The following is a 25,103-nucleotide window of genomic DNA, read 5'->3' as shown; positions in this document are numbered from 1 at the left end:
ATTAGAAAGGAGAGGGTGCCATGAATTGGCTCGGTTCCTTACAGCAGCTCGGCAGAGCTGTGATGCTCCCGACGATGGTCTTACCTGCAGCAGCCATATTGCTGAGTGTAGGCAGTTTGCCATGGGATTCTTGGGGATTTGAAAGTGTAAGCGGAATCGCTACAGTTGCAGGTCAAAGCCTGTTTTATTTTTTGCCGTATTTATTTGCGGTGGGTGTGGCGCTTGGTTTATCGAATCAGGCGGGTCAAGCCGGTCTTGCTGCTCTGTCGGGGATGATTATCTACGATCAGGTAGTAAGCCATTTTGGAGATGGAAGCGTTCAGCCTGCTTCACTCATCGGTATTATTCTTGGCGCCATCGCCGGAATTACACATAATCGATTTAAAAGTATACGACTTCCTGAGATTTTACAATTCTTCGGAGGATCTCGTTTTGTATTACTGATTGTAGGACTCATTGCAGCATTATTTTCCTGTGTGATGCTGGGTATTGCTCCTATCATCCAATCTTTGCTAGACCTGATTGCTTCCATGGAATATCAACTGGGAGGATTTGGACTCTTTTTATATGGAATTTTGTACCGGGTATTGGTCGCTTTCGGACTACATCATTTGCTGAATAATGTGTTCTGGTTTCAGCTTGGTTCCTATGAGACTGTAGGCGGTCAGGTAGTAACGGGAGACTTGCCTCGCTTTTTTGCAGGAGACCCAACAGCAGGATACTTCATGTCAGGTCTGTTTCCTATTATGATGTTCGCCATTCCAGCGATCGCCTTAGCGATTATCCAGGAAGCTAGAGAAGATTTGAAGCCGAAAGTCTACAAGACGTTCATTACGTCAGCTCTAGTATGCTTTTTGACAGGGGTCTCAGAACAGATTGAATTTGCCTTTTTGTTTGCAGCGCCTTACCTGTTTATCGTTCATGCGGTTATGTCAGGACTTGCTCTATGGATCAGCTACTTACTTGAAATACGCCATGGATTCTCTTATTCTGCGGGCGCGATTGATTACATACTGAATTTCCATTTGTCCGAGAACGGATTACTTCTTATTCCAATAGGGATTGTATACGGCCTCATCTATTATTACTTATTTCGATGGGCGATCCGTACGTTCCGTATTCCTACACCAGGGCGTGAAGAAGGTTCAGTCCTCGAAGATTGGGTTGGCAGTATCCCATATCAAGCCCCGCTTATACTTGAGGCACTTGGGGGGAAACGTAATATCGTTCAGGTAGAAGCATGTATTACTAGGCTCAGAATTACCGTTCATAATGATCGTTTAATTGATGTGAGTGCGATGAAGGCACTTGGTTCTGCGGGTCTCATCAAGCTTGGAGGCGGAAATGTACAGGTTGTATTCGGTACCTATTCTGAGCTCATACGTGAAGAAATTGCCAAACTGCTTGAGCGTGATTTACCGCAAGTACTGTTCAGCGCGCCGGTTCAGGGAAAAATGTTGCCAATCGAGGATGTACCGGATAAAATATTTGCCGGTAAGCTTGTAGGTGACGGGGTCGCATTTGTACCGGAGAATGGAGAGCTTCTTTCACCCGTATACGGCACCATTATGCATCTGTATCCAACGATGCACGCCATTGGAATTCAAACACCGGAAGGACTAGAAGTATTGCTTCATATTGGGATTGACACATCTCAACTTAAAGGCTGTTTTGAAGCTGCAGTAAAAGAAGGAGATGTCGTGGAGGCCGGTCAACTATTGATCAAATTTGATCTGGATAGACTAAGGAAGGAAGCTCCTTCATTAGTTACACCAATGGTGATCACCAATCCCGACCGAGTGAAATCATGGAGCTATGCGCCATTTAAACATGTTAGAAAAGGCCAGGCACCGGTAATGTCTGTTGTACTACATGAAGATAGGAATGTTGGAGGGATAGAAGCATGATACAAGGCATCTCAGGAGCGGCAGGCGTCGCTATAGGCAAGGCATTTGTCCTTCCCAGTTGGGAATGGGATTTACCAGACCAAAAAATGGACGTCGTTGACCTGGCCAAAGAATTTGAACGGCTGTATGAAGGCATAAGAACATCTCGCAATGAGATTGAGACAATAAAGCAAGAGTTTAATGAAGTGGTGGGTCCGGAGGAATCCAGTATTTTCGATGCCCATTTGGCTATACTGGAAGACCCTGTATTTATGAGTGAAATCCAAGGGATTATTGAACGCCAGTATAAGGCGGCAGAAGTTGCGGTAAAAGAAGCAATCGATCATTTTGTAACGATGTTTGATTTACTTGATGATGAGTATATGAAAGAGCGTGCTTTAGATATAAAAGATGTAGGAAATCGGTTGTTAAAACATCTGCTGGGGGCCCCGGAAATTACGCTCCCTTCAGATACACAGCCTTATATCCTAGTTGCCAAAGAACTATCTCCTTCGCAGCTTGCCCATCTAAATCCTAACTATGTACTTGGGATCGTGACTCTAATCGGGGGCAAGACGTCTCATTCTGCCATTATGGCAAGAGCACTTGGCATCCCTATGGTATCAGGACTTGAGAATAGCGTGAACCTTCCTGTGCAAACGGGAGATACGCTTATCATCAATGGAGATGAAGGCACTGTCTATGTGAATCCGAGCGAGAAAATGATGGAGAAATACACACGTATTCGTAACCAGCAGCTTCGTAAAAAGGAACAACTCCAAGTGCTTGCTGAAGTTGACGCGGTTACGAAAGACGGTACTATTATGAATCTTGCTGCTAATATCAGTTCAACAAAAGAGTTGGAGATGGCTCTTCGCCACGGGGCAAAAGGGGTCGGATTATTCCGCACCGAGTTCCTCTACATGGATCGGCCAACTTTTCCTACAATTGAAGAACAATATGAAGTATATCGTCATGTTGTTGAGAGAGCAGGAGGTCAGTCGGTTGTCATTCGAACACTTGATATCGGCGGAGATAAACAGCTCGACTATTTTCCGCTGGCAGAGGAGGATAATCCTTTCCTTGGGTATCGTGCGATTCGGATTAGTTTAGATTTGAAAGATTTATTTAAAGCTCAGTTGACGGCCATTCTGAGAGCTAGTGTTCATGGAAAAGTGAAAATTATGTATCCTATGATTTCTTCAATCGACGAAATTCGGGAAGCGAATCAGGTATTGCGTGAAGCAATGAGGGATCTTGATCAGCAAGGGATTGCTTATGATAAGGATATTCAGATTGGTATTATGATTGAAGTGCCTGCTGCTGTTGTTATAGCGGATCTTCTAGCAGCGGAAGTGGACTTCTTTAGTATCGGTACGAACGATCTTGTACAATATGTACTTGCTGTTGACCGGATGAATGAACAGATCGCTCATCTCTATCATCCATTCCATCCATCGATCTTGCGCATGCTGAAGATGACCGCTGATGCTGCTCATACGGCAGGAATTGATATCAGTGTGTGCGGAGAACTGGCTGGGGACGAGAGAGCAGTACCGATCTGGATTGAGCTTGGAATTCATAATCTTAGTATGTCTCCGCAATCATTACTTCGAGTGAAGCATAGACTGCTGAATACGTGTGCTGAGGAAGCGAAGGCAGTGGCTAAATCTTGTATTTCGATGTCAAGAAGTCATGACATTGAAGCGAGGTTAGAAGAGTTTATTGAGGAAAATACAGAGAGATTAAACTGATCTTTATGTTTATATATAAAAAGGATGGATATCGTCGTAAGCAGATTACGGCGGGATCCGTCCTTTTTATTTTTTTAATGAAAAAAAGAAAGACGAAGCGAGTAGAAATCTACTCACTCGTCTTAGAAAATATCTTATGATCTTTCTGCCAGAAGATCACAGAAAGCTTTTCCGTAAGGGGGAAGATCGGGAGGACGGCGTGCAGATACGATATGTCCGTCGGTAACAACCGCTTCATCTTTCCAGATCGCACCCGCATTTTCCATGTCATCGCGAATACCTGGTGTCGAAGTAACAGTAACCCCTTGTAGAATTTTGGCGGATATGAGTACCCATCCTGCATGACATATTTGTCCGATTACTTTCTTTTCTGCATTCATCTCCTGAATCAAAGAGATCACTTTGGGATATCTGCGCAGCTTGTCCGGCGCCCAGCCTCCAGGAACGAGAATACCGTCATAATCTGCACTGTTTAGTTCCTCAAAGCTGTATTCCGCTGTAGCAGGAACCCCGTATTTACCTACGTACACCTTATCCTTTACTTCACCGGCAAGATGAACCTCAGCCCCTTCTTCACGTACACGATGCACGGGATACCATAACTCCAAATCTTCAAATTCTTCATCTACGAGCGCAATTACTTTTTTTCCAGTCAATCTCATGACAATCATTCACTCCTTCTTTATTTCTTACTTCTAGTGTAACGGAGAGCAGCTCAGATACCAAATGTGCTCACTTTTGAACAGGATTATAACTCTATGGTGTCTTTCAGCATAGACATATGAGATGGAATTAGCAAATCGTTCTGGTGCCTGTAACAGCAGGATTTATGATAAAGAAGTCGAAGATTTATTGTAGAAGAAACACGAAACTTGCATGTAAACAATGTTACAGGCGGTGATCCTATGCCCAGATGGTGCGATTGCAATCAACCGATGAGTCTTGAACTGCATACCGTAATTTTTGCTAAAAAGATAGAAGTGAAAAATGTGCCTATTTTTTCGTGTATGTCCTGTTCCACTTATGAAGTACTTAAACCCGTAAAAGCTCATTTAACCGAGTATCTTCAAACGATAGAGCTATCCTTACATGATCCGTATCAAGTTGTGATTTTTTCGGATATTGATGAAGTAGCTAGTTTGTTCTGTGACCTATACAAGAGGAATGTGGAGATGGACTTAGAAAAAATCGGAGATGTCGTTGAAGTTTACAAAGAGGAGCGTATTAATTTACTTCTTGATGTGTATCAGTGTGCCCTACAGATGAACGATGAAGGTTGGATGAGTGATACACAGCGGAGACTTGAGCAGCTGTCACAATTCCACTTGGAAGAACATCTTTCAGAAGCAGGATAAAAAAATACACCCTGAAACGAACTGAAAATTAGCATTTCTCGTTATTTTTTGTTACTATATTGTTAGTGTAAGATTTTCTGAAAAGTATGAAAACAAGACACGAAGCGATTTTTCATGTATTTGCATGGAATCCCTTACCATTCTCATATTCATCATTTTCTTTGTACGATCCACTCGCTGCTGAACTTATGAAAGGGGATGTATATGTTATGAAAACGTTGACAAGAATAAATACTATAGAGCAATTAAATGACGGTATCGCATTATCTTCGGAAGCACCGCTTCTGTTATTCAAACATAGCACCCGCTGTCCTATTAGCGCGCATGCGTATAAAGAAGTATCAGCATATTTGCAAGATAGTCCCGCAGATGAAGTAAACTATAGTATCATTTATGTCGTCGAAGATCGCAGTGTTTCACTAGAAGCTGCAGATCGTTTGGGTGTAAGGCATGAGTCTCCACAGGTTATCCTTGTGAAAAACGGCACACCCGTATGGCATACTTCCCATTCCCAAATCACATCAAGTGGCTTAAGTTCGGTTTTAAGCGAGTCTTAAAGCCCACATTGCATGATGCAATCTTATGTCGTATCATAATTGAATTGAAAATGAACTGAAAATTTATTGCAAATGGAGAGAAGGAATGTGACGGTAACGATCTATGACGTAGCGCGTGAAGCCGGTGTCTCAATGGCAACGGTTTCTCGAGTAGTCAACAACAATCCAAACGTTAAACCTCAGACACGAAAAAAGGTATATGAAGCAATTGAGCAACTCGGCTATCGCCCGAATGCAGTAGCAAGAGGACTTGCTAGTAAAAAAACAACGACAGTCGGAGTCGTAATTCCAGATATTTCAAACTCAATTTTTGCCGAGATTGCTCGGGGAATTGAAGATATCGCTAATATGTATCATTACAACATTATTTTGTGTAATGCCGACAAGAAGAAAGAAAAAGAAATTCGTGTTATTAACACACTGCTTGAAAAACAAGTAGACGGGCTTCTTTTCATGGGCGGAACGGTTACGGATGAACATATTCAGGCCTTCCAAACTTCTGCGGTCCCTATTGTCCTTTGTGCAACTAGTGACGAGAAAGGAACCTATCCTTCGGTCGATATTGACCATGAAACTGCAGCTTTTGATGCGGTAAGTACACTCGTTCGTCATGGGCATCGTGAGATTGCCATGATTAGTGGAACGCTTCAAGATCCTGCGAATGGTTATGCAAGATTCCAAGGGTACAAGCGTGCGCTGGAAACTGCGGGTATTGAATATCAAGAAGATTTAGTACGCATCGGGAACTATCGTTATGAATCTGGTGTCGAAGCTATGAAATATTTCTTAGGTCTTAAGAAAAAACCAACTGCTATTTTCTGTGCAACGGATGAAATGGCAATCGGTGCGATTCATAGTATTCAGGACGAAGGACTTAAAGTGCCGGATGATTTCTCTATTATTAGTGTAGATAACATTCGTATGGCATCTATGGTTCGTCCGCAGCTCACTACGGTAGCACAGCCAATGTACGATCTAGGTGCTGTAGCTATGCGACTGCTTACGAAACTGATGAAAAAAGAAAACGTAGAAAATCCACGTGTTATTTTGCCGCACGAAACGATCTTGCGTTTGTCTGTTAGTCACGTGTAAAATATGGAATAGGAAAAGCTCCGGTAATCGGGGCTTTTTTGCCGATTAATCAAGTAAAGGGGATCACATCGATGACAGCTACAATAGGGCTCATAGGAGCTATGAAAGAAGAGATAGAACTTCTTCTTACAGGCATGGAGAATGTAAAGCAGCATACCTATGCAGGTATTCATTATGCTGAAGGAGATATTTATGGACAACATGTTGTGGTTTGTAAGTCTGGAGTAGGCAAAGTAAATGCAGCAATCACCACACAAATGCTGATTGAGAAGTTTAACATCTCTAAAGTTATTTTTACTGGAGTGGCTGGGGCAGTTCACCCTGAACTTGAGATCGGTGATATTGTCGTATCTACGGCATGCATTCAGCATGATATGGATGTAACTCCTCTTGGATTTAAACGCGGGGAAATTCCTTATCAGGAAGTATCTGCGTTTCCGGCTGATTCTGAACTGATTCGTCTGGCAGAAAAAGCATGTGAACTGCTCTCCGTACCACTGCGTAAAGGGATTGTACTTTCTGGCGACCAGTTTATCGCTAGCAAAGATACCGTAAGAGGACTCTATGAAGAATTCGACGGCGCTTGTGTGGAGATGGAAGGTGCAGCAGTGGCGCAAGTATGTTACATGAATGATGTACCTTTTGTTGTTCTGCGTGGTATGTCTGACAAAGCAGACGGGTCCGCACATGTCAATTTTGCTGAATTTACAGTGAAGGCCTCCCATAAGTCTCATAAAATTGTGGAATCGATGTTACTTGAGATCGGTTAAGTAGTAATCCTCTGTTCCTCTGTAATAATCAAAAGACAGGAAAATCCCGGGTTAACTTCGGGGTTCCTGTCTTTTTCTTTAAACTAATACATATAACGATGTCTGAATCGCACTTTATCGAATTGCTCTTTTGAAGAGAGAGGCACATTTCTGCCGATCCGAACCATAAGACAGTTAGCAGGGTGTGCACAAATTTCGGGATCATCTGTCGCATACCACTCCATATCAACGGTCTTCATCAGTTTCTCCATCATTTTTCGGTAATCCCAAACCGAAAGTCCGCTTCCTTTAAGATCCCAATGCCAGTAATATTCTGTAGTGAATACAATGTAATTCTCCATCTGTTCATGCTCAAAAGCAGTACTAATTAACATTTTTCCAATACCGTAAGAACGAAATTCGTCTGCAACTTCAATGGCACCAAGTTCAATCAAATCTTTCATATTTCCTTCCGACCAGCGCTCCATTTCATCGGGATAATGAAAAGTTACATATCCAATGATCGTTTGGCCTTCACGGGCAAGAATAATTCTCCCTTCAGCCAGCGCTGAAATTTCAACCAGGGCTTCATGCTGTTCATTCGGTCTTCGAAAAGCGTCAAGATCCGGGTGCATATGATAACTCTGTAAAAGGGAAGAAGGGACTGGGCCTTCAACAACAATCTCCCTGCCGTTCCTTTGAAAGGAGTGGACATTGTGCTGTTTGATATGTTCCATCAGTTTTTCGTGCTCCTTTGACTTGTCATACCCTACTTATAGCAAATATATAAAAAAATGAAAAGGAATAGTGTCAAAAATGGAATTTATGCTATAATAATCCAGACATAATTTATTCACAATTGAGTAACTATTCCCGCGTTATAAAAGTAGATGGTAATGAATTTGATTTTTTGTAAGCGCTAACGAACTTGTACATTGTGAAGATGTAGCTTAGGGGAGGCCGAGTAGACAATGAGTCAAATACAGAATGAAGTCATCGCGACTGTCGCAGAACGAAGTAATCTCGGAGATTACGATCAGGCTTGCGCCCAGTTTAGTTGGGAAGAGGTAAAAAAGGATTTTACATGGAATGAGACAGGCAAGGTCAATATGGCCTATGAAGCAATTGATCGTCACGTCGAAGAAGGACGAGGTGCGAAAACCGCACTATTGTACAGTGATGCTCATCGAGATGAGAAGTATAGCTTTTTAGATCTGAGCGAAGGTTCGAATCGATTTGGGAATGTGCTGCGTAAATACGGCATCTCGAAAGGCGATCGTGTATTTATTTTTATGCCGAGAAGTCCAGAACTCTACCTTAGTCTACTCGGTATACTCAAGGTGGGAGGAATTGCAGGCCCGCTTTTTGAAGCATTTATGGAAACAGCGGTAAAAGACCGTTTGGAAGATAGCGGAGCTGTCGCATTAGTCACAACCCCAGAACTGCTGCTGCGAATTAAACGTGATGAATTGCCGCTTTTAAAACATATCTTTGTTGTAGGCGGAGGCACGCAGCAAGAAGAAGGGCTCGTTGACTATGATGCAGAGATGGCTGCAGCTTCAGATTCGCTTGAACCGGAATGGCTGACGCCAGAAGATGGAATGCTCATTCATTACACCTCTGGTTCTACGGGTAGACCTAAAGGGGTATATCATGTACACAACGCCATGCTTCAGCATTACTATACAGGTAAGGTAGTTCTTGATTTAAGAGAAGAAGATGTTTATTGGTGTACAGCCGATCCAGGCTGGGTAACAGGAACGTCTTATGGGATTTTTGCTCCCTGGTTAAATGGAGTTACGAATGTGATTCGCGGGGGACGGTTTAGCCCACAGGACTGGTATCAAACGATTGTAAAGAATAAAGTAACCGTATGGTATAGTGCGCCTACTGCTTTCCGGATGCTCATGGGAGCAGGAGAGGATGTCATTGAACAGTATGACCTATCAACACTCCGCCATGTGTTATCGGTAGGAGAACCGCTTAATCCAGAAGTGGTCCGCTGGGGAACCAAAGCTTATAAGCAGCGGATTCATGATACATGGTGGATGACCGAAACAGGCGGACAGTTGATCTGCAATTATCCAGGAATGAACATCAAACCAGGTTCAATGGGTAAGCCCGTACCGGGAATCGAAGCTGCTATAGTTAATGACCAGGGCGAAGTACTGCCGCCATACTCGATGGGCAATCTAGCCATTAAAACACCTTGGCCATCCATGATGAGAAAGATTTGGAATAATGATGCCAAGTATGAGGAGTATTTCAGAATACCGGGCTGGTATATTTCAGGGGATTCTGCCTATATGGATGATGAAGGTTACTTCTGGTTCCAAGGACGAATAGATGATGTAATCAACTCTTCTGGTGAGCGTATCGGACCTTTTGAAGTAGAGAGCAAGCTGCTTGAGCATCATGCGGTCGCAGAAGCGGGTGTAATCGGTAAACCGGATCTGGTAAGAGGGGAAATCATTAAAGCGTTTGTAGCGCTGAGAGAAGGATATGAACCTTCCCAAGAGCTGAAAGATGACATCTACCGATTTGTAAAAGAGGGCTTATCTGCACATGCAGCACCTCGTGAGATTGAGTTTAAAGAAAAATTACCTAAGACAAGATCCGGTAAAATCATGCGCAGGGTACTGAAAGCATGGGAACTAGATTTGCCGACAGGTGATCTTTCAACGATAGAAGACTAAGCAATAGTCATTAATACGGACATAAGAGCCATCTGCCTTATCGCAGATGGCTCTTATGATTGCAGTATGTCTTTATTTATAGATCTATAACAAAAGCCGAGCATACAGGGGAAATCCCCTCTATGCTCGGCTTTATGTTTTTTATCGATGAATCCTATGGGCTTACACTAACCGCAGCAGAAGGGGCTGATTCACCCGCTTCATTGACAGCCGTTACTCGGAAGGCTCCCGTAGCTTCAGCATTGTTATATTTAAAGGAAGTATAGCTTGCTGTACCTACTTCATTAAACGGTTCCTGACCCGTTTCACTGTAGTATACATGGAAGCTCGATACTCCTTCTTGTGGAGCCCAGGAAATCGTAATACCTTGATCTGTAGCTGCAGCAGTCACTCCGCTAGGAGCAGATGGAACTGCAGCAGAAGATGATGGATCTGTATTATTTTCTTCTGCAGAATTGTCACCTGGATCTACCACTTCACCAGGAACTTCAATTACGCCTTCATCTGGTGTTTCTTCTTGCGGTGGAGCAGGGGCCGTACTGCCGACTACAGCACTTGGTGCGGACTCTTTTCCTGCTACATCCACTGCTACGATGTAAAACTGAGCACCACCGCCTGCATAGGAAGTAAAGGTTGTTTGATTACCTGCAAGTACAACTTTACCTTGATTCTGGAATGGACCGCCGTTTGTGCTTCGGTACAGCCTGTAACCAACGACGTCACTTGCTGAACTTGGGTTAAAGGTGATTACCGCATTATCATTGCTTACGCTTATTCTGACGTTCCCTGGGGCGTCAGGAGCGCTGCCATCGTCCCGTCTAGGGTCGACTTCTGTAGGCATGTCATCATCCGCATCCGTAGGCAAATAATAGGAAAGCGGCTCATGTGAACTCATTTTCTTGAATGCAGCTTGCAAATCCTTAATGAGATCGGAAATTGCACGCTTTCTTTTCACCACGGTTTGTTCTTTAAGCATATCCGAAGGTGTTTCATCTCTTGGAATATAGTTTACCCCGTTATAAGTGATGTACTTCGCTTTGCCTACCGCATCATCATATTCGGTTGGTACATATTTGGTATTGAATAGATCGGTCACGAATTTATCTGTAGCCGAAGTAGGAAGTTTACCGCTATAAGCGGATACGGTCTTCGTTGTGATACCATCCGGCTTCGTAAACGATTTGGTTGTAAACAAATCAGGTTCCTGTTCGGAAACTTCGTTCATGATCTTAGCCCACAGCCTACGAGCACGTTCTTTCTGAGCTTTCGTCTCCAGCGTGTTCGCCTGTGTCTTGTAACCAACCCATACGCCGAGTGTAACATCAGGTGTGTATCCCTCGAACCATACATCGCCGTAATTTTGCGTTGTTCCTGTTTTACCTGCGATAGCAATATCGCCATATTTCTTAAAGTTATCTCTTACGACTTTTCCTGTTCCATCTGAGATGGCAGTACGGAGCATATCGGTCATAAGATAAGCCGTTTGTTCAGAGAAAACTTGCTTAGGCTCTGCTTTGTGGCTGTATACAATGTTACCTTTATAATCCACGATTTTTTCAATCATGTAGGCATCATGGAATACACCATTGTTCGCAATCGCGCCATAAGCATTCGTTAACTCTTCTACGGTTACACCATGACTTAGACCTCCGAGCACACCTGTTGTTGCGTTCTTATAGTCATTTTCAGTAAGTGTAGTGATTCCGAGACTTTTGGCGAAATCCCAAGCTTTCTCCATTCCGACTTCTTCATTAAATAATTTTAGAGCAGGAACGTTGAGAGACTGATTTAGTGCATATCTTGCGGTAACAAGCCCGCTGTATCTTCCGTTACTGTTCTTAGGAATGTGGAATCCTTTGCCGCCGTCTTTCAAAATGATCGGTGAGTCATCGATAATGGATGCCGGCTGAATCAGACCTTCTTCTAAGGCAGGAAGATAAGCAGCAATCGGCTTCATTGCAGAACCGGGTTGTCTCACCATCTGAGTAGCATAGTTCATATTCTCTACGTTAAAATCACGGCCTTCAATCATACCGAGGATTTTCCCGGTTTTATGATCGATCATCATCGATGCCGTTTGTTCAAGACCTTTGTTTTCATCATAGGCAGAGAAATTACTGTCATCTTCAGCGATCGAGCGCATCGTTTTGTATACCGTTTTGTTAATTGTCGTATACACCCGGTAACCGCCGGTACGCAGCTGAATCTGAGCCTCTTCCAATTGTTCAGCGGTTGTCTCGCCGTTTTCCGAAGCTTCTGGATAAAGTACTTCCATCAGAACCTTCGCAGCTTGACGTTCCGTTTCGAGCATCAGATAAGGATAGGTATTATACGCTTTGGCTACTTTTGGTGCAAGCGAAGACTTGATATCAAAAGCAATTGCCTCATCATATTCACTTTGCGTAATCTTACCAAGGGCAAGCATTCGTCCAAGAACACGTTCTTGACGCTCGAGCGCATTATTAAAGTTCTTCTCGTTGAAATCCCCTTTTCCGTTAAAAGCAGAATAAGAAGAGGGGAGTTGCGGAAGGCCTGCTAAATAGGCAGCTTGCGCAATGTTTAAATCATTGAGATCGTTAATATTAAAAATCCCCTTGGCAGCGGCTTTAATGCCATAGACATTATATCCGCTTGAGCCATTTCCGAAAGGAACCTTATTTAGATAGGCTGTTATAATTTCATCTTTCGTTAGAAATCTTTCCAATCGAAGGGACAATAAGATCTCTTTTACTTTTCGGTCCTCTGTTTTGTCCAGATTAAGGAATACTCTTCTAGCTAATTGCTGAGTGAGGGTACTGCCTCCCGTTTGTACGGGTTCGTTTAGTACCCGTTCCTTTACTGCACGAAGTGTTCCTGTTATGTCGACACCTTTATGCTCGTAGAATGAATCGTCCTCAATCGATATCACTGCATCTATTACCTTTTGAGGAATGTCCTCAAATTCTACGATTCGCCGATCCTCCTCGGTCCGAAGCTGACCTATGGGAGACCCGTCAGCGAAATAAGCAAAGCCCGTCAGTGCATTTTCCCCTATCGCTTGCTCAATTTCAGCTCTTGATCGAACGGGTTCGTCTTTTACAATAGAAGCTATGTAGCCTGTTAGTGCACCACCTGCAAATAGAACACCCATGATGCCTAATATGAAAGCCCACTTCACAAAGCTACCCAGCCTGCGGAAAAAACGATTGCGGGAAGGCTTCTCTTCAGGTTTTTTATTCTGATCATCAACCATCAAATGCTTTCCTCCTTTTAACAGGCATTATTATAGCATAAATTAAGCCATTTGAATCCCCGCAAATGGTGGGAAGGAGCGGAAATTGACATCCTTGCTCGGAATATGTACTTGTAAGACCCTATTTGAGGGTAAATCTGTTGATTTATGGTATAGCATTAACATAAATGAGCGAGCCTAACACAGGAGAAATCTTGCTTAGCCGGCTCCTATACAAAAGTGCGATCTTTATAAAAATGAAAAAAAACACCCGAACCATTCATACGGATTCGGGTGTTTTTTTGTTCTCATCTGTCGTTTTTTCTCATATAGTAAATCCCCTGGCATAAAGCGCAGGGGATTTAAAGCTTGACTCAGATCTTAACGGTTGTAGAACTCGACGATTTGTTTCTCGTCGATATCTTGAGAAAGCTCAGCACGTTCTGGAAGACGGATAAATCTGCCTTCAAGAGCTGCTTCGTTGTACTCAATGTAAGCAGGAAGGTGTGAACGGTTTGCAATCGCTTCTTTTACAGAAGAAAGGTTGCGAGATTTTTCACGCAGACCAATTACATCACCAATGTTTACAGCGTAAGACGCGATATCTACTTTTTTACCGTTAACAGTAATGTGTCCGTGAGATACCAATTGACGTGCTCCTGCACGGGAGTTAGCAAATCCAAGACGGTAAACCAAGTTGTCAAGACGGCATTCTAGTAGGAACATGAAGTTCTCACCAGCGATACCTTGCATTTTTTGTGCTTTAGCGAACAAAGTACGGAACTGCTTTTCACCCAAACCGTACATGTGGCGCAATTTTTGCTTTTCTTGAAGTTGCATACCGTAGTTGCTGATTTTTCTCCGTTGGTTAGGACCATGTTGGCCAGGAGGGAAAGGGCGTTTTGCCAATTCTTTACCTGTACCGCTGAGAGAGATGCCGAGACGGCGACTTAATTTAAATTTAGGACCAGTGTAACGTGCCATGTTTAGAGTAACTCCTTTTATTATAAATTATCAGATGGGGCTCTATTTGCGCCGCTTTTTGTTTCGTATTACCTGTTATTTGAGGTATACAACCGATTGAAAAGTTCAGCCGCTGTTCAATCAGCAACAAAGAGCTGTGAGGGTGACACAACGTTACGCCCAAATTTAAGACCATAACAGTCTTGTTCAACAATATATATTATATTAAATTAGAGTACGAAGTCAAGAGAATGACAAAGTAGAATTTCGTCTTATTTTGTCGATAGGTAATTAGACCTAAAAAAGTAGTGCTGATTTCTTTAAAAAAGGTGCAAAGTGCCAGTAAAGAGAGTAATATAGATTGTATCTTAAATTTAAACCATCAAATACTTTAATATTAAAAAGTAAGAACATAAGAAGATCGTAGACACATCCATGTGATATGAATCGACCATGCCTTTTGGCCCTGATCCCGTTACTTGCTGGGTCACCAAAGGTGCAAAGGAGCGCCTATATGACAGAACAATTACATAGCACTTTCTATAATGCACGTAATGTAAAGAACTCCGACCGGGGCATTCAGACTTTTCCGCCTCCTCTTTTGCATGAAGAACAAGGTTATTGGAATGAAAAAGAGGAGTGGTTGTATCATCTTGATGTTAGCACTTTTGATTCTGCGTATAATGATCGTTTGCTCCGTGAGGCATTTAAGGAATGGAATCATCAGATTCAGTGTATCCCTTCTCTAAAGCATTCGGTGTTTTCACTGTGGAACAGTAATAAATTATGTGTGGCTAAAAGCGGAGAACTCTTTTCTTCTATAAAAGAAGCTGTATTCCAAGCACTAGAGCAAGTAGATACAGATATCCGACTTTATCCACAGCAGTCCGTAATTTCAGAATATAAGCATTACCGGTTATACACAATACCGCTCCAGACGCGGCTTGAAGGAAAACAGCTTGGTGTTCTGTGCGTCGCTGTACCAGAAGCAGAAGTAAGAGAGGGTATCCTTGAAGTGTTAGAAGCGGCAAAGCTTTTTTTTCAGTCTAGTTTTTATCGTCATTTTGAGCACCACTTTCTATCCGATTTGCTGCATATTCATAAAACAACAGAAAAAGAAAATAGACGACGTTCCATTCTATTTCAAATTGTACAGCGGATGCACGATCGAATGGATGTTCAGACCGTTTTGGAAGAGGTGTTTGACAGCGTAGCTTTTCTGTTCCCGGCAGCTCGTCTGACACTGTACATGTCACAAGATGGAATTACAGAAGATCCGCGGATCAAACCGCTGTATTTACAAGGGCAATACAATCCGGTATGTGCTATGGCTTATACAGAAGAAAGAATGATTTCTCAGCCGCTTGGGCTGGAAAAATACGAATTTGGGATTCCTTTTAGAGGGAAGCAGGGGACATACGGTGTTTTTCATATTGAAACTCCTAAAGAAATAATAGAGGATGTGGATATCCAGCTAATCGTCATGATGGCGGATACGGCTGGAACAGCTTATGAGAATGCCAAGATGCATCAGCAATCGAATACACTCATTCAAGAACTTCGAATGATAGACGAGTTAACCAAAAAAATAAATCAGAGTTTGCAGCTGGCAGACATTTATGAATACGCTGTGCAGCAGCTAATGCGTATTTTTAAGGCAAAAGCTTGCTGTATCCTTAAGCTTGATCCGGAAGATCAGCAGTTCCGTGTTCTGAATTCAACGCTGCCTTCGTTAGGACAAGAGAAGTACTCGCTCTACGGGATCAGTGGAGAGGTATATCGTACAGGAGAACCTATTATCATTTTTGACTATGAGAAACATACCGGTCCAAGCTCTATTTTTATGGATATAACAAACTCTAAGTCTATGATGGCCGTACCTCTACGCATAAGCGGACAGGTTGAAGGCGCTATTTTAGTTACACATCAGAATAAACAGTTTTTCTCTTACGATAACTTTCGTTTCATGGATATGCTGGGTGTTCATATTGGACTTGCTGTTACGAATGCCACTCTTCATGCCGAAGTAAAGAGACTGGCAACAGTAGACGCGTTAACGGGTTTGTACGTAAGGCATTATGTGGACCGAATGATAGAAGAAAGACAGAGCAGTGACTTTTGTGGTTCACTGATCGTTATTGACCTTGATGATTTCAAACAAGTAAATGATTCTTATGGTCATCAGATCGGTGATCAAGTACTCACCCAGGTAAGTGATGTCATTCGCGAAAGTGGAGGTCCAGATGACCTATGTGCAAGATGGGGCGGGGAAGAGATGGCCATTTATTTACCTCAGGTCAGTGCGCAGCAAGCGCTCTTTATTGCAGAGAATATCCGGGTACAAATCTCGAAGCGAACTTCTCCATCGATTACGGTATCCTGCGGAATTGGGGAATGGTGCTGGCTTGATGATCAAGTCAGTGTTGAATCGCTGTTCTACCGTGCAGATATGGCTTTATATGAAGCTAAAAACAGCGGTAGAAATCGGGTATGTATTGAGAATAAAAATAGGTACAGATAAGGAGCGCTTCCTTTAAAAAGGAGGACGCTCTTTTTTATGGATATAAGTAGTACACTGAGGCCAACCTAACAATAAATGAGGAAAGGTTGGGTTGATATGTGTAGATCATTATATCGTTTCTTGATGGCAATCCTATGCGTCGCTGTTCTGTCCTGGGGAACGGGTTGTGCTTACAGGTATCAGGAGGACCCAAAAGAAATCTTTCAACGTGCATTAACGGGATTAGCTGGTAAAGAAGAGATGAAGTTTCGAGGAAAAGCGGCTATTCGAACGGATGATCATGGATTATTTGATACTGAATATCAGTATTCAGGGACGCTCACAAACCATAATGAGATCGTTATTGAGGGTCAGTTATCTCCGAGCAGTACAGACACAAAAACAAGGTCACTTACTTTGAAAAGGGTGAATAAAGAGTGGAAAGCGGAGTCTTTAGATGGAACAAAACCACCTCTAGCGCGCTGGAATCCCTTAGCCCAATTAGAAGCTATTGAACAGACAAAAAACAAAACGTTTCGTACGGAGTATGGTGTCCCGAGAGGGAAACAAATGATTAGAATTGAACTTGAAGGTGAAGAAGCGGTAACGTATCTAAGTAATCAGCTTGAAGAGGAAATGCAGGAACTTCAGAGTGAACTTCCTGCTCTCACGAGTTCGGTTCCTAATGATAAACGCAGTGAATGTTTGAAGGAACTGAATACCCTGTATGAACAGCAGAAAAGTCAGCTGGAAGATTATCTGACAAGGGCACAAGCTACACTCGTATATCATTTGCTCATTGATAAAAAAACGAATCTTCCCCTGAGGTTGTCTTCTGAAAGTGAGATTCATTACGAGAAAGCAGAAGGAGCCCCTAAAAAAGAACTTCTTGTGACGGATGTATATTTTGATCATTATAAGTAACTGAGTTCTGACATGAAGTATCCCATCAGACAAACTGCATGATACAATGGAAATGTTAGACAACGATAGAAGCTTTACTACATGAAGGAGGTAACATATAACGATGAAAGATCCAAGAATTCAAAAACTTGCTCAAAATTTGGTTGGATATTCTGTAAATGTACAACCAGGAGAAAATGTTCTAGTGGAGATGATCGGCTCAGAACGCGACCTGCTGAATGCAATTATTGAAGAAATCGGTAAAGCCGGCGGTAATGCGTTTGTTCAGCTGACTGATAAAACAGTACTCCGTTCCATGCTGATGGGTGCAACAGAAGCACAGCTGAAAACATGGGCAGAGATTGACTTGAAGCGAATGGAACTTATGGATGGATATATCGGAATTCGCGCTGGAGAAAATGCGAATGACCTCTCTGATGTGCCTGAAGAAAAAATGAAAATGTACAATGCACTCTATTCTCACCCTGTACATAGCGAAGAACGTGTGAAGCGTACGAAGTGGGTAGTACTTCGTTATCCGAATGCAAGTATGGCGCAGCTTGCGAACACGAGTACAGAAGCATTTGAAGACTTTTATTTCAAGGTATGTAATTTGGATTATGCCAAAATGGACAAAGCACAAGATCCATTGGCTGAGCTGATGCGCAAAACCGATAAAGTCCGCATTGTCAGCCCCGGAACTGATCTACATTTCTCCATTAAATCCATTGGAGCAGAAAAATGTGCGGGAGAGAAAAACATTCCGGATGGAGAAGTATATAGCGCACCCGTTCGCGATTCTGTAAATGGGACAATCAGCTATAACACACCTACGTTATACAATGGGATTACATTTGAGAATATTAAATTCCGTTTTGAGAACGGTAAGATTGTAGAAGCTACAAGTAATGATACGAAACGACTCAATGAAATTTTGGACACAGATGAGGGTGCACGTTACATCGGTGAATTTGCTATTGGATTTAATCCGCATATTCTGCACCCGATGAAAGATATCCTGTTTGATGAAAAGATTGCAGGAAGTCTTCATTTTACGCCAGGGCAGGCATATGATGTAACAGATAACGGAAACACTTCATCCATTCACTGGGACCTGGTACTTATTCAGCGTCCGGAGTACGGCGGTGGAGAGATTTATTTTGATGATGTACTTATCCGTAAAGATGGAATTTTTGTCATCCCAGAACTGCAAGGACTGAATCCCGAAAACTTGGTTTAAAACAAACGAAGCTAACAAGTAAATGGAAAATGTAGTTGCTAAGAAAGCGGATTCAATGTATATTGTTAGTGGTTATAAAGAGTAGAATATTCTTACACTAGACGGAGGGATTCCTATGTCGAATAATAACGCGGCAGTGGTGGAGATTGCGCAAACGGCCAGCAAATTCGCTTCTTCCATCGTACTCCACTCTGACACAAAGTACATTGATGTGAAGAGCATTCTGGGACTATTCACCACACTTGTTGGCGGCAAAAACTATGAACTTCATGTTCATGGACCAGATGCAGATGAAGCGAAGAAAGAGTTATCTGAAGTATTCGAAAAACATGGACTTACTGTTTCGCTTGCAAAAGAATAACAGCAACACAGCAGTAAAAGCATCTTTGCCAAATTTGGCGAAGATGCTTTTTTTAGATGCTTCTTGTATTGAGAACGGTTTTCGTCTAATATTAAGATTAGATTGTTGTACAAGATTCTGGACGTAGGGGGGAAGAGTGCATGACTTCATCAGATCTGCAAGAACAACTTAATTCCAAAGCAATTCGTCTTCTTGAAGAAGATGCATATAAAATAGAAAAACTGATTCAAGTTCAGATGGAGAATCTGGCAACCCGTTATTGCCCTCTCTATGAGGAAGTACTGGATACGCAAGTGTTCGGATTTTCAAAAGAAGTCGATTTTGCAGTGCGTGCAGGTCTTCTTCCGGTCGATACAGGTAAACAGTTGGTAAACAACCTTGAACGTAATCTTGCTGTCCTGTACGAGGCACTTAATAATAAAGGAAACCAGGAGTAAGCTCCTGGCATCTTTTCATAGAAGCATGCAGATTGGAGATGCATGCTTTTTTTGTATATAAGCTTAAATCAAGAAGAACGATACACCGAGAATAGCATAGACAGCCATAAGAAGAAGCCCTTCGTACCAGTTGGTGGATCCATCTTGAATAATCGATTTGGAGATAAATACGGCAACGCCAATGGCTACGAGTTCAATCGTAGTAAATACGATGTCCATGGTGTTTCCAAAGAAGAAACTAGTGAAGACGAGTACGGGTGCAACAAACAACGCGATTTGCAAACTGCTGCCTACTGCAATCTCAACAGCTGCTCCGATTTTATTTTTCATAGCGAGCAGGACTGCTGCACTGTGTTCAGCTGCGTTTCCTACAATCGCTACCAGGAATGCACCGACAAAGACTTCACTAAGACCAAATCGAACAGTCAGGGTTTCCAGCGTTCCAACAAGCCATTCACTGACAAAAGCAACCATCACTGTAGCGAGTACAAGATAAGCAATTGATTTTTTCTTAGACCAGGCAGGCTCCTCATGAGTTTCTCCTTCAGCAACGTTCTCTGCAAGGATGTCTTTATGTGTAATCATCGAGAAAATGATCCAAGCAATATAGGCAACAATAAGAATACCAGCTACAATGAGACTCAAGGTTTCGGTTTGAGGGACAGTAATCGTATGGGTATTAAAAAATACTGCCGGCACAAACAGGGCGATTACGGCAACAATCATGAGAGAACCGTTCATTCCCGCAAGGGATTGGTTAAAATTCTGAACCTTAAATTTGGTGCCTCCGAGAAAAATACTAAGACCAAGCACAAGCAGTAAATTACCGATAATGGAACCAGTCAAACTTGCTTTGACCATGTCATAAAGACCTTCTTTAACGAGAAAGATAGCAATAATAAGTTCGGCTGCATTCCCAAAAGTGGCATTGAGAAATCCGCCTAGTCGTTCCCCTGCATAGTGAGCTACATTCTCTGTGGCTTTTCCTAAAAATCCAGCTACAAAGACTACGGCGATGGCGGATAGGGCAAACTGAATAAGCGGGTCAAAGTGAAGGTAATGGGAAACCGCACTTAGTAAAAATGTAATGATCAGCAGCGAGGTTCTAACTTTACTCATATGTAGTCTCCTTTTTTCTAACGTTTAATTTGCAAGAACGAAGTTTGATCATAATTCATAACTATATTCCCCCTTTAACATGTAATATGAAACATGTAATATGAAACATTTGATATATTGCTGAATTATGAAATTGTTTTCATTGCCTAAGCAGTCAGATGGCACTTTTATTTGCAATTTGGGGGGCAGAAGCATTAAAATATCTTATAAAGAAGCAAAGGAGGATATGGCATGTCAGAACAGCTAAAAATCGAAACAGGCGACATCCGGATATCCAATGATGTTGTAGCAAAAATTGCTGGCCTTGCAGCGTTAGAAACTCCGGGGATTGCAGCAATGTCTGGAGGTTTATCTGAAGGCTGGGCCAAACGCCTCAGCGGAAAAAATGTGCAAAAGGGTGTCACTGTAGAAGTAGGAACAACGGAAACAGCCATTGATCTCCGCATTATTGTTCTTTACGAGACACCTATTCACGAAGTATCCCGGATGCTTCAGCAGAATGTACGTGAGGCAGTAGAAAGTATGACAGGTCTTCGAGTTGTTGAAGTGAACGTGAAGGTAGAAGGTGTTTCCTTCCGAGGCGACGAGCAATAAGATGCAAATCTTATCTTACAATGTTTGATCTTACCTATCATAATGGATGGCATAAAAGCCGCATAAAGAAGGACAGTCTCGGTAAATACCGAAACTGTCCTTCTTTTATTACCTGGATCGTGAACTGCGTCGTTTTTGCGAATTCCGCGTGACAAGAGCTGGGGATGGTCGTTCTTCCGTTACCGTTCGAACGGATTTAACCGTCTCTTGCGATATTTCCAAATTGTTTTCCCGGGAAATACTAAGCATGATCCCGATACTTGTCATCGTTACGAGCAAAGAGGTTCCTCCAAAGCTGATAAAAGGAAGAGTTACCCCAGTAACAGGGATCGTTTGGGTAACTCCGCCGATATTGATGAAGGCCTGAATTGCAATAAGCCCCATAATCCCGACGCCAACGAGTGTCCCGAAGATGTCCTTGCAGCGAAGTGCAATCGTAAACCCTCGCCAGATAAAGTAAACATAAATAATGAGGAAAATAGTAGTGCCGATGAATCCGAGTTCTTCGCCGATGACAGCAAAGATAAAGTCATTAAATGCATTGGGTAGATAGTGAAGCTTAATTACCCCTTGGCCAATTCCTGTACCCGTAAAGCCGCCTGTTCCGATGGCGGTAAGTGAGTTCACCAGGTTGTAAGAATCTCCTGTCTTATCATGAAACGGATCGAGAAAAGATTGAAACCGTGCCAGCTTATAACTGTATGAACTTCCGGATACATTCCCGGACATTAAATCCACTAGATAACCAGCACCCATGACAATGGCCGCGCCTAGAATGAGCAGTCCGATGGAACCCATGATGTGCTTCATACTTGCCCCGCCTGCGTAAATAATGAGGCCGCAGGTTGCAACGAGGATAAAGGTAGAACCAAAGTCAGGTTGCAGCATGATGAGTCCCGCAACAAAGCCGACAATAATCATCACCGGGATATATCCTGTTTTGAGATCTCGGAAACGCTCGCCTTTTTTAGTAATAAGCGCAGCTAAATACAGAATGATCGATATTTTGGCAATCTCGGAAGGCTGTAAAGTTCCAATTCCAAGATTAAACCAACTTCTAGCGTTGTTGATTTCTACTCCGACGAATAGAACGGCAACGAGCATCAGAATGGTAATAAAAAATAAGGGTTTATATAATTGCTTGTATTTTGCAAAAGGAATATTCATAGCAACAAACATGCCTATAACGCCGAGTATGGCATATACCGCTTGTCTTTTCGTGTAGTGAAGTGCGTCAAAGTTGAGTTTTTCAGACATGAGGGCAATGCTGGAACTCGAGCTGTAAACCATAACCAGTCCGAAACCGGTAAGCAGCAAGGTGAGGATCAGTAGCTGATAATCAGGCAAACCTTTTCTCTGAGGCCTAGCTGTATTTTTCTTCATAGAATTCATAGTGCCTAAGCTTCAAGCAGTTCCTTGAGTTCTTTTATTTTCTCATTAGCTACATTCAGAACAGGAGAAGGAATTTCACTCTCATACTCTAGTCCATGGGGGAATGTCGCTCTTCCGATATAAACAGCTTCTACCGAAAGAATGGTGTCTGGTTTCTCTAGTTTGCCCTCGATTGCCCGTGTATTAATGCGCAAGAAATATTCGCTTTTTGTCTTGTTGTCCTCAATTTTGTAGTCGTATGTAGCGCGGTAATATTCCCACTGCCAACGAATAAATCCGACTTTCTCGGCACTTTCGTCCATGTACGCCAGATCACTTTTTAAACCGTCCAGGCCTGTGTTTTCAAATATCATTGACGACCATACCTCCTATATATAAAATCTCCCTTACATTTCTAGTTTCATATTAGTATGTTTCCTCAGCATGTGCAAGCTTTCCATAACCTTCCATTTCATATCGTTTACATATAAATTCTGCTACAATTAAATAAGAAAACATTTGAAGGGGTGGAGAGCGTGAGAATAGAGCATACCTATGAAGAATGGATCGGCAAGATGATAGAGTGGAGACGTCATCTTCACCAGCATCCGGAACTTTCTTTTCAGGAATCCGAAACATCAAAGTTTATTGCTGAACATCTAGGTTCATTCGGCCTTGAAGTCGTTACAAATGTCGGAGGACATGGTGTTATTGGAATACTGCGCTCAGGACGGCCTGGACCTGTAGTGATGCTTCGAGCAGATATAGATGCGCTCCCTATTCAAGATGAAAAGTCAGTTCCTTATAAATCTCAAGTTGATGGTGTAATGCATGCCTGCGGTCACGATGGACATACATCAACGCTGCTGGCAACGGCCGGTTATATGAGTGAGCATATAGATGAGTTTATTGGAGAGATTAGGTTTTTGTTTCAACCCGCAGAAGAGCTTCTTCCGGGAGGGGCAGTTAAGGTGATTGCTAGCGGAGCCTTGGAAGAGGTAGATGTGATTTATGGCATTCATTTATGGTCCCCTATGCCTGTCCGTACGTATGCCAGCACTTCTGGGGCTATGATGGCTGGCGCTGATGACTTCTATATCGAGCTGAAAGGTAAAGGAGGACATGGCGGCGTACCTCATGCGAGTATTGACAGTATTGTTGCTGGATCTGCCTTAGTGCTGCAGATGCAAAGTATAGTGAGTCGTTCGGTCGATCCGCTTAAGCCCGCTGTGCTGACCATTGGAACCATTCAGGCAGGGGCTGCTCAGAATGTGATTGCCGAAACCTATAAAATAAGTGGAACGGTCCGCACCTTTGATGAAGAAACGAGATATATCATAAAAGAACGTATACATACATTAACGAATCAGATCGCTGCCGCGTACGGTGCCGAGGCGGAGATCAAATACTTGATGGGTTATCCGCCCGTCATTAATGATGAGAAGGAAGCAGAACGATTTTTCAAGGTGGTTTCTGAAGAGTTCGGAGCAGAGCGGGCAAGCGTATCGCCGAAGATGATGCCTGCTGAAGATTTTGCGTATTATTTGAAAGAGAAACCAGGCTGTTTCATGTTTGTCGGTGCGGGGAATGAGCAATTAGATGCCGTATATCCGCATCATCATCCGAGATTTGATTTTGATGAAAGTGCAATGCTCGATGCCATGAAACTATTTATTCAGATAACGAAAGATTACCTAAAAGAATACGATAGGACATAAGATAGGGCATAATATGATCAGTTCATGAGAGAAAACGAATGTGACTTGTTTATTTGGGTACTCTAACAAAAGAGCACGAATCCAGGCGTTGTTAGAGATCTTATAGATGAGGAGTAGGCTTCTAATGAATAAAAATGTATCTGATGTGATGTCCACCAATGTTGTTCCGGTGTCACTGGACAAGCATGTATATGATGTTGCACTGAATATGAAAGAATATGATACGGAGTTTATTCCAATTGTAGAAACAGAAGATCATCGTAAGCTAGTAGGGGTTGTAACGGACCGTGATCTTGTTCTGCGCGGAATTGCCTCAAAAAATCCGGGTTCTACGAAAGTAAGTGAAGTTATGACTGCGGATGTGCATACCGTAAATTCTACAGCTTCTATTGATGAGGCAGCAAAAATGATGGCAGCGCATCAAGTTCGTAGACTGCCTGTCGTTGATAATGGAGAACTCGTGGGTATCTTATCCCTGGGCGATATCGCAACGGAGTCTTCGTCTCAGAATAATGCCGGCAGTGCTCTTACCGACATTTCTGAACCTTCTCATTAATATTTGGGAACGAGCCGAGAGTCCTGTATACTATGATAAAC

Annotated in this window: 22 protein-coding genes; 15 read left to right on the top strand and 7 right to left on the bottom strand. The window is 42.6% G+C overall.

Going from position 1 to position 25,103, the window contains the following annotated elements; all coding sequences use genetic code 11:
• The first annotated feature begins 20 nt into the window (after positions 1-20).
• Positions 21-1,907, top strand: a complete 1,887-nt coding sequence (locus KJS58_RS01775; RefSeq protein ID WP_213529910.1) for a glucose PTS transporter subunit IIA — start codon at positions 21-23, stop codon at positions 1,905-1,907.
• Entirely contained in the window at positions 1,904-3,640 is a 1,737-nt protein-coding gene (gene ptsP / locus KJS58_RS01770) for a phosphoenolpyruvate--protein phosphotransferase (protein WP_213529907.1), read from the top strand. The genes KJS58_RS01775 and ptsP overlap by 4 nt, the downstream gene beginning before the upstream one ends.
• A 134-nt stretch (positions 3,641-3,774) precedes the next feature.
• On the opposite strand, the gene KJS58_RS01765 is transcribed toward ptsP, so the two are convergent.
• A complete protein-coding gene (locus tag KJS58_RS01765) occupies positions 3,775-4,302 on the bottom strand; it encodes a type 1 glutamine amidotransferase domain-containing protein (protein ID WP_213529905.1) in 528 nt (175 codons plus the stop codon).
• Between the two features lie 243 nt (positions 4,303-4,545).
• Between KJS58_RS01765 and KJS58_RS01760 the strand changes: the two genes are divergently transcribed.
• The 4 genes from KJS58_RS01760 (at position 4,546) to KJS58_RS01745 (ending at position 7,414) form a co-directional block, all read left to right on the top strand.
• A complete protein-coding gene (locus KJS58_RS01760; RefSeq protein WP_213529904.1) occupies positions 4,546-4,995 on the top strand; it encodes a hypothetical protein in 450 nt (149 codons plus the stop codon).
• A gap of 209 nt (positions 4,996-5,204) precedes the next feature.
• On the top strand, positions 5,205-5,552 hold the full coding sequence (gene ytxJ, locus KJS58_RS01755; protein WP_213529903.1) for a bacillithiol system redox-active protein YtxJ: 348 nt from the start codon (positions 5,205-5,207) through the stop codon (positions 5,550-5,552).
• Between the two features lie 87 nt (positions 5,553-5,639).
• A complete protein-coding gene (ccpA, locus tag KJS58_RS01750) occupies positions 5,640-6,644 on the top strand; it encodes a catabolite control protein A (RefSeq protein ID WP_191799051.1) in 1,005 nt (334 codons plus the stop codon).
• 71 nt (positions 6,645-6,715) lie between these two features.
• The gene (locus KJS58_RS01745) at positions 6,716-7,414 is read left to right on the top strand and encodes a 5'-methylthioadenosine/adenosylhomocysteine nucleosidase (protein ID WP_213529902.1); all 699 of its coding nucleotides are present in this window, start codon (positions 6,716-6,718) and stop codon (positions 7,412-7,414) included.
• Between the two features lie 83 nt (positions 7,415-7,497).
• Here KJS58_RS01745 and KJS58_RS01740 read toward each other — a convergent pair whose 3' ends face one another.
• Positions 7,498-8,130 carry a GNAT family N-acetyltransferase gene (locus KJS58_RS01740; RefSeq protein ID WP_213529901.1) on the bottom strand — a complete coding sequence of 211 codons (633 nt, stop codon included), beginning with the start codon at positions 8,128-8,130 and terminating at the stop codon, positions 7,498-7,500.
• 234 nt (positions 8,131-8,364) lie between these two features.
• Here KJS58_RS01740 and acsA point away from each other — a divergent pair, with 234 nt between their 5' ends.
• Positions 8,365-10,089 carry an acetate--CoA ligase gene (gene acsA, locus KJS58_RS01735; protein ID WP_213529900.1) on the top strand — a complete coding sequence of 575 codons (1,725 nt, stop codon included), beginning with the start codon at positions 8,365-8,367 and terminating at the stop codon, positions 10,087-10,089.
• A gap of 154 nt (positions 10,090-10,243) precedes the next feature.
• Here the strand turns inward: acsA and KJS58_RS01730 are convergent, their stop codons facing one another.
• Positions 10,244-13,321 carry a transglycosylase domain-containing protein gene (locus tag KJS58_RS01730; RefSeq protein ID WP_213529898.1) on the bottom strand — a complete coding sequence of 1,026 codons (3,078 nt, stop codon included), beginning with the start codon at positions 13,319-13,321 and terminating at the stop codon, positions 10,244-10,246.
• A 360-nt stretch (positions 13,322-13,681) separates the two neighbouring features.
• Positions 13,682-14,284 (bottom strand): 30S ribosomal protein S4, encoded by a 603-nt coding sequence (gene rpsD, locus KJS58_RS01725; RefSeq protein ID WP_213529896.1) that lies wholly within the window; start codon positions 14,282-14,284, stop codon positions 13,682-13,684.
• Between the two features lie 493 nt (positions 14,285-14,777).
• Here rpsD and KJS58_RS01720 point away from each other — a divergent pair, with 493 nt between their 5' ends.
• From KJS58_RS01720 to KJS58_RS01700, 5 genes are all read left to right on the top strand, one after another.
• Entirely contained in the window at positions 14,778-16,784 is a 2,007-nt protein-coding gene (locus tag KJS58_RS01720) for a sensor domain-containing diguanylate cyclase (protein WP_213529894.1), read from the top strand.
• A gap of 123 nt (positions 16,785-16,907) precedes the next feature.
• A complete protein-coding gene (locus KJS58_RS01715) occupies positions 16,908-17,687 on the top strand; it encodes a hypothetical protein (RefSeq protein WP_213529892.1) in 780 nt (259 codons plus the stop codon).
• Positions 17,688-17,790: 103 nt separating this feature from the next.
• Entirely contained in the window at positions 17,791-18,906 is a 1,116-nt protein-coding gene (locus tag KJS58_RS01710; protein ID WP_213529890.1) for an aminopeptidase, read from the top strand.
• Between the two features lie 115 nt (positions 18,907-19,021).
• On the top strand, positions 19,022-19,267 hold the full coding sequence (locus KJS58_RS01705; protein WP_191799060.1) for an HPr family phosphocarrier protein: 246 nt from the start codon (positions 19,022-19,024) through the stop codon (positions 19,265-19,267).
• A 140-nt stretch (positions 19,268-19,407) separates the two neighbouring features.
• Entirely contained in the window at positions 19,408-19,704 is a 297-nt protein-coding gene (locus tag KJS58_RS01700) for an Fpa/YlaN family protein (protein ID WP_213529888.1), read from the top strand.
• A gap of 63 nt (positions 19,705-19,767) precedes the next feature.
• On the opposite strand, the gene cax is transcribed toward KJS58_RS01700, so the two are convergent.
• Positions 19,768-20,823, bottom strand: a complete 1,056-nt coding sequence (cax, locus tag KJS58_RS01695) for a calcium/proton exchanger (RefSeq protein ID WP_213529886.1) — start codon at positions 20,821-20,823, stop codon at positions 19,768-19,770.
• 231 nt (positions 20,824-21,054) lie between these two features.
• Here cax and KJS58_RS01690 point away from each other — a divergent pair, with 231 nt between their 5' ends.
• Positions 21,055-21,417 carry an Asp23/Gls24 family envelope stress response protein gene (locus KJS58_RS01690; RefSeq protein WP_191799062.1) on the top strand — a complete coding sequence of 121 codons (363 nt, stop codon included), beginning with the start codon at positions 21,055-21,057 and terminating at the stop codon, positions 21,415-21,417.
• A 108-nt stretch (positions 21,418-21,525) separates the two neighbouring features.
• Here the strand turns inward: KJS58_RS01690 and ftsW are convergent, their stop codons facing one another.
• Both ftsW and KJS58_RS01680 read right to left on the bottom strand, forming a co-directional pair.
• Positions 21,526-22,800 (bottom strand): putative lipid II flippase FtsW, encoded by a 1,275-nt coding sequence (gene ftsW / locus KJS58_RS01685; RefSeq protein WP_213529884.1) that lies wholly within the window; start codon positions 22,798-22,800, stop codon positions 21,526-21,528.
• Between the two features lie 14 nt (positions 22,801-22,814).
• Positions 22,815-23,162 carry a YugN family protein gene (locus KJS58_RS01680; protein WP_191799064.1) on the bottom strand — a complete coding sequence of 116 codons (348 nt, stop codon included), beginning with the start codon at positions 23,160-23,162 and terminating at the stop codon, positions 22,815-22,817.
• A 201-nt stretch (positions 23,163-23,363) separates the two neighbouring features.
• Between KJS58_RS01680 and KJS58_RS01675 the strand changes: the two genes are divergently transcribed.
• Both KJS58_RS01675 and KJS58_RS01670 read left to right on the top strand, forming a co-directional pair.
• Positions 23,364-24,506, top strand: coding sequence for a M20 metallopeptidase family protein (locus KJS58_RS01675; RefSeq protein ID WP_213530262.1), 1,143 nt, complete (start codon positions 23,364-23,366; stop codon positions 24,504-24,506).
• Positions 24,507-24,630: 124 nt separating this feature from the next.
• Positions 24,631-25,062, top strand: a complete 432-nt coding sequence (locus KJS58_RS01670) for a CBS domain-containing protein (protein WP_213529882.1) — start codon at positions 24,631-24,633, stop codon at positions 25,060-25,062.
• Positions 25,063-25,103: the final 41 nt, after the last annotated feature.

Origin of the sequence: Paenibacillus sp. J45TS6 (assembly GCF_018403285.1) — a bacterium.
GTDB lineage: Bacteria > Bacillota > Bacilli > Paenibacillales > Paenibacillaceae > Paenibacillus.
The sequence above is the reverse complement of the archived record's forward strand: the minus strand, read 5'-3'. Positions and strand labels throughout refer to the sequence as shown.

Excerpts from the sequence above, each read along its gene's own strand:
- KJS58_RS01775 (WP_213529910.1), top strand. The coding sequence starts at position 21 with ATGAATTGGCTCGGTTCCTTACAGCAGCTCGGCAGAGCTGTGATGCTC.
- ptsP (WP_213529907.1), top strand. The coding sequence starts at position 1,904 with ATGATACAAGGCATCTCAGGAGCGGCAGGCGTCGCTATAGGCAAGGCA.
- KJS58_RS01765 (WP_213529905.1), bottom strand. The coding sequence starts at position 4,302 with ATGAGATTGACTGGAAAAAAAGTAATTGCGCTCGTAGATGAAGAATTT.
- KJS58_RS01760 (WP_213529904.1), top strand. The coding sequence starts at position 4,546 with ATGCCCAGATGGTGCGATTGCAATCAACCGATGAGTCTTGAACTGCAT.
- ytxJ (WP_213529903.1), top strand. The coding sequence starts at position 5,205 with ATGAAAACGTTGACAAGAATAAATACTATAGAGCAATTAAATGACGGT.
- KJS58_RS01745 (WP_213529902.1), top strand. The coding sequence starts at position 6,716 with ATGACAGCTACAATAGGGCTCATAGGAGCTATGAAAGAAGAGATAGAA.
- KJS58_RS01740 (WP_213529901.1), bottom strand. The coding sequence starts at position 8,130 with ATGGAACATATCAAACAGCACAATGTCCACTCCTTTCAAAGGAACGGC.
- acsA (WP_213529900.1), top strand. The coding sequence starts at position 8,365 with ATGAGTCAAATACAGAATGAAGTCATCGCGACTGTCGCAGAACGAAGT.
- KJS58_RS01730 (WP_213529898.1), bottom strand. The coding sequence starts at position 13,321 with ATGGTTGATGATCAGAATAAAAAACCTGAAGAGAAGCCTTCCCGCAAT.
- rpsD (WP_213529896.1), bottom strand. The coding sequence starts at position 14,284 with ATGGCACGTTACACTGGTCCTAAATTTAAATTAAGTCGCCGTCTCGGC.
- KJS58_RS01720 (WP_213529894.1), top strand. The coding sequence starts at position 14,778 with ATGACAGAACAATTACATAGCACTTTCTATAATGCACGTAATGTAAAG.
- KJS58_RS01715 (WP_213529892.1), top strand. The coding sequence starts at position 16,908 with ATGGCAATCCTATGCGTCGCTGTTCTGTCCTGGGGAACGGGTTGTGCT.
- KJS58_RS01710 (WP_213529890.1), top strand. The coding sequence starts at position 17,791 with ATGAAAGATCCAAGAATTCAAAAACTTGCTCAAAATTTGGTTGGATAT.
- KJS58_RS01705 (WP_191799060.1), top strand. The coding sequence starts at position 19,022 with ATGTCGAATAATAACGCGGCAGTGGTGGAGATTGCGCAAACGGCCAGC.
- KJS58_RS01700 (WP_213529888.1), top strand. The coding sequence starts at position 19,408 with ATGACTTCATCAGATCTGCAAGAACAACTTAATTCCAAAGCAATTCGT.
- cax (WP_213529886.1), bottom strand. The coding sequence starts at position 20,823 with ATGAGTAAAGTTAGAACCTCGCTGCTGATCATTACATTTTTACTAAGT.
- KJS58_RS01690 (WP_191799062.1), top strand. The coding sequence starts at position 21,055 with ATGTCAGAACAGCTAAAAATCGAAACAGGCGACATCCGGATATCCAAT.
- ftsW (WP_213529884.1), bottom strand. The coding sequence starts at position 22,800 with ATGAAGAAAAATACAGCTAGGCCTCAGAGAAAAGGTTTGCCTGATTAT.
- KJS58_RS01680 (WP_191799064.1), bottom strand. The coding sequence starts at position 23,162 with ATGATATTTGAAAACACAGGCCTGGACGGTTTAAAAAGTGATCTGGCG.
- KJS58_RS01675 (WP_213530262.1), top strand. The coding sequence starts at position 23,364 with ATGATAGAGTGGAGACGTCATCTTCACCAGCATCCGGAACTTTCTTTT.
- KJS58_RS01670 (WP_213529882.1), top strand. The coding sequence starts at position 24,631 with ATGAATAAAAATGTATCTGATGTGATGTCCACCAATGTTGTTCCGGTG.